The organism is Intrasporangium sp., from assembly GCF_032907665.1.
Lineage (GTDB): Bacteria > Actinomycetota > Actinomycetes > Actinomycetales > Dermatophilaceae > Intrasporangium.
Window position 1 is genome coordinate 1 of record NZ_JAJJPG010000109.1, and the last position, 4,318, is coordinate 4,318.

At 70.8% G+C, this 4,318-nt stretch carries 3 protein-coding genes; all 3 read left to right on the forward strand.

What is annotated here, in order from left to right:
* The coding region (locus LOY02_RS14565) for a S8 family serine peptidase (protein WP_317183085.1) at window positions 1–2,524 on the forward strand (2,524 nt) is incomplete at its 5' end.
* 3 nt (window positions 2,525–2,527) lie between these two features.
* Window positions 2,528–2,893: a hypothetical protein gene (locus LOY02_RS14570; protein WP_317183086.1), complete on the forward strand. Its 366-nt coding sequence runs from the start codon at window positions 2,528–2,530 to the stop codon at window positions 2,891–2,893.
* Between the two features lie 1,019 nt (window positions 2,894–3,912).
* On the forward strand, window positions 3,913–4,167 hold the full coding sequence (locus LOY02_RS14575) for a PspC domain-containing protein (RefSeq protein WP_317183087.1): 255 nt from the start codon (window positions 3,913–3,915) through the stop codon (window positions 4,165–4,167).
* The last annotated feature ends 151 nt before the right edge of the window (window positions 4,168–4,318 follow it).

Below are 4,318 nucleotides of genomic sequence, written 5' to 3' on the forward strand. Positions count from 1 at the left end.
GAGCGCCGGCGAGGACGTCGTCATCGGCATCATCGACTCCGGCATCTGGCCCGAGTCGCTCTCCTTCGCCGACCGCGTCGACGCGACCGGCACCCCCTCCTTCGCCCCCGGCGCGAAGCGCGCCTACACCAACCTGCCCAGCTTCAACGGCCGGTGCCAGGTCGGCGAGGAGTTCACCGGCAAGAACTGCAACCAGAAGCTCGTCGCGGCCCGCCACTTCAACCAGGGTTGGGGCGGGGACGCGGGGATCGATGCGCTGCGTCCGTGGGAGTTCAACTCGCCCCGTGACTACAACGGCCACGGCACGCACACGGCCGGCACGTCGGGCGGCAACCACAACGTGCCCGTCGACGGGCTGGGCGCCGCGGTCGCACCCGACGGCATCAGCGGCATGGCGCCGCGGGCCCGGATCTCGGCCTACAAGGCGCTGTGGTCGACCGAGTCGGGCGACAGCGCCGGAGGCACGTCGTCCGACCTCGTTGCCGCCATCGACACGGCCGTCGCCGACGGCGTTGACGTCATCAACTACTCGATCAGCGGCACGTCGACGAACTTCGCCGACCCGGTCGAGATCTCGTTCCTCTTCGCGGCCGACGCCGGCGTCTTCGTGGCCGCGTCGGCGGGCAACAGCGGCCCGACGGCCTCGACGGTCAACCACCCGTCGCCGTGGATCACGACCGTCGCCGCCGGCACCCACAGTCGCAGCGGCAACGGCTCGGTGACCCTCGGCAACGGAGAGACCTACGCCGGCGCGTCGCTGGCCTCCGAAGCGGTGAGCACGGACTTCATCGACGCCGAGTCGGCCGGCAAGCCCGGTGCCGACCCGGACGAGGTGCGCCTGTGCTTCTCGAGCGCGGATGGGGGCAACGTTCTCGACGAGGCCAAGGTAGCGGGCAAGATCGTGCTCTGTGAGCGCGGCGCGACGGCGCGCACCAACAAGAGCCTCGCGGTTCGGGAGGCCGGCGGCGCCGGGATGGTCCTCGTCAACACCTCGACCAGCTCGATCAACGCCGACTTCCACTACGTGCCGACCGTCCACCTCGACAGCGACGTCTACGCAGAGGTCAAGGCCTACGCCGGAACGGCGGGAGCCACCGCGACGATCAACGTCGCGACGCTGACGACCGACGAGCCGGCGCCGTTCACGGCGAGCTTCTCGTCGCGCGGACCGCTCCGAGCTGGTGGCGGCGACCTGCTCAAGCCCGACGTCATCGCCCCGGGCCAGGACGTCCTCGCGGCATACTCGCCCGTGACGAACCAAGGCTACGGCTTCAACCAGATCTCGGGCACGTCGATGTCGAGTCCGCATGTCGCTGGTCTGGCGGCATTGCTCAAGGACCTCCGCCCTGACTGGTCGCCGATGGCGATCAAGAGCGCGCTCATGACGACCGGCTACGACGTCCTCGACGGCGGTACGCCTCCGCCCAGCACCAATCCGTTGCTCATCTTCCGCCAGGGCGCGGGCCACGTGCAGCCCAACTCCGCGGCGGATCCAGGCCTCGTCTACGACAGCTCGTGGAACGAGTGGCTGGCCTTCCTCTGCGGCACCAGCCGTGCGGTCGGTCCCGCCACGTGCACGGCCCTGACCAACGCGGGGTACAGCACGGACGCGAGCGACTTCAACGGAGCCTCGATCGCCATCGGTGACCTCGCCGGCGTGCAGACGGTCACCCGCAAGGTGACCAACGTCGGCTCCACGCAGGCGACCTACACCGCGTCGGTGAGCGGCATGTCGGGGATCACGACGAAGGTCTCGCCGTCCAGCCTGACGTTGGCCCCGGGTGAGACGCAGTCGTTCACGGTCGCCTTCACGCGCACCACGGCAGCCCTCAACGCCTACACGGGCGGACAGCTGGCCTGGTCGGACGGCACGCACACCGTGCGCTCGCCCATCGTGGTCCGCCCGGTCGCTCTCGCCGCGCCCGCCCAGGTCGCGGCCGATCCGGACGGGACGAGCTACGACGTGACCTTCGGTTACACCGGCGACTTCTCGGCCACGGCGCGCGGGCTCGTCCCCGCCGACGTGACCGCGGGCACCGTCGCCGACGACCCGACCGACTCGACGTGCTCGCTCAGCTCCCCGAACGCGCAGCTGACCGACGTCGCCGTCCCGGCAGGCACGACCTACGCCCGCTTCTCGCTCTTCGACGCGGACGTCAACCCGGGAACCGACCTCGACCTGTGTGTCTTCCGGGGCACCACCTTGGTCGGGAGCAGTGGCTCCGGCACGTCGGCTGAGGAGGTCAACCTGCTCAATCCGGTGGCGGCGACCTACACCGTCGTCGTCCAGGGCTGGGGCGTCCTCGGCACCACGCCGTACCGGCTCCACAGCTGGGTGCTCGGCGGCGCGGACGCGGGCAACATGACCGTGACCGCCCCGGGCTCGGCCACCCTCGGTGAGACGGGCACGATCTCGCTGGCCTTCAGTGGGCTCGACGCGGAGACGAAGTACCTCGGCTCGGTCGCCTACTCGGGCGTGGACGGCATGCCCAACCCGACGATCGTCCGGGTGGACGTCCCGTAGACGATGTCCGACCGCAGCCAGCGGGGAGGTTCCGGCAGGCGCCGGGGCCTCCCCGCTCCTCGTTCCGAGAGCCTCGGCGCCGAGGAGCTGCGTGAGCACGTGCGCCGTTCGATCGAGCAGGCTTCCGGGCGACCCCGCCCGGCGGAGGTCGTCGTTACCGGGACGCTGTCCCACGCCGAGGTGGAGACGCACCCGCTCGTCCTCACCGAGGATGGCGGCGTCATCTGGGAGCTCGTGCTGCCGCCCGGCTGGTCCGTCGACGCAGCGCCCGGCGCCCGGGTCACAGTCCGCGGTGACCCTGTCGAGGAGGCCTCCACGACACAGGTGGGACCCCGCCTCTGCGTGCGGTCACTCTCGAGCGCAGACTGAGCCTCCGGGGACCCCTCCCCCACTCTGAGACATAATCAATAGTTGGTGGACCAATAACTTGGCTCTATTGAACTCCTCCTCCCTGTCGGCAGATGAGAGCCACCAGGGAGGAACTGTCCGGCGCCCCGCTTCGTGCGCCTTGACCCTGGCCGCCCTCGTGCCGCTCGTGCCCCTCGGATCGACGGCTGCGCCGGGCCGGACCGAGTGACGTCGCGAGAGATCGCCTGGTGCACGTGGGGAACCCATCGTGGCGGCGGGGTGAATGCGGCTGCGAGATCGGGGTGGTCAGGTCGTGGCCCGCGGGGTTACCGTGGCCGACGACCCCCGGACGCCGCGGCGCCCGGGCCGGTTCCTTGGCAGGTCCAAGGGTCCCGGGGTGGTGAGGGGACGACACCTCACCACCCCGGGGCATGCCGCGCCACGCCGCCTGCCGGCCGGCCGGCCTGGCCGAGGTGGGCGGCCCGCGCCCCACACGGGACGTCATCTGCCGACGTCGCCCACCACCTGCCTAGCCTCTGCGTCGCGGCGATGTAGCGCGGCGTGTACCACTCGTCGGACACCCGACGGCACCACGGGCGGACAGCCGACGAACGGCTCCGCGCCGGCCTCCGCGAGGTCCCCGATCGCACCTCCTCCGACCCGGGTCCGCACCGGAGAGCTGCCCGAGGACGTGCGCCAGCTCCTCGCCGCCGCAGATGCCTGGTCCAGCCGCTGACCGCACCAGAGGGAGCGCCACCGACGGGAACGCACCCAGAAGGAACGTCACCGAGGGAGCACCCCAGACCGCCGCACGTCGACGAGTGACCCTCTTCCCCAACTGGGACCTCGGGGCAGGCCTCGTGGCGTCTCAGGGTCAGCTCCAGGGCGGCTCGGGGCGGGGTCCGGGGTTGCGTCAGGGGGAGGTCGGGGACGGATCCGGGTCGGGTCAGGGCGCCGCCCGATAGATCCCCGAGCGTGGTGGGCGCACAGTGGAGATGTCAGGAGATGCCCTCCTGGCCCGCCTCGAGAGAGTCACGACCATGCATGACATTCACCAGACCTTCGCCGACCAGGGCCTCGTCCGACCCCGTCAGGATCGCGTCCTCGGGGGTGTCTGCGCAGGACTGGGGCGACGCTTCGGACTTGCTCCCTGGCCAGCCCGACTCCTCTTCGTCCTGTTGCTCTTCGTGATCCCGGGGAGCCAGCTCCTCGTCTACCCCATCCTGTGGATCCTCATGCCTTCCGAGCAGACCGCGACGGACCGACCCCGCTACCCGGGGCCGACCGTCGCCTGACCACGGTCGATGTGATCGATCGAGGTCCAGCTCGATCGATCACATCGAACTGATCCCCCGCTCTGGCCCCGCCCTCGACCTCGCCCTGGCCGGCTCGAACCACGCCGGGCCGGCCACTGCCGCACCGACCTCGAGGACGAGGCCGTCCGCA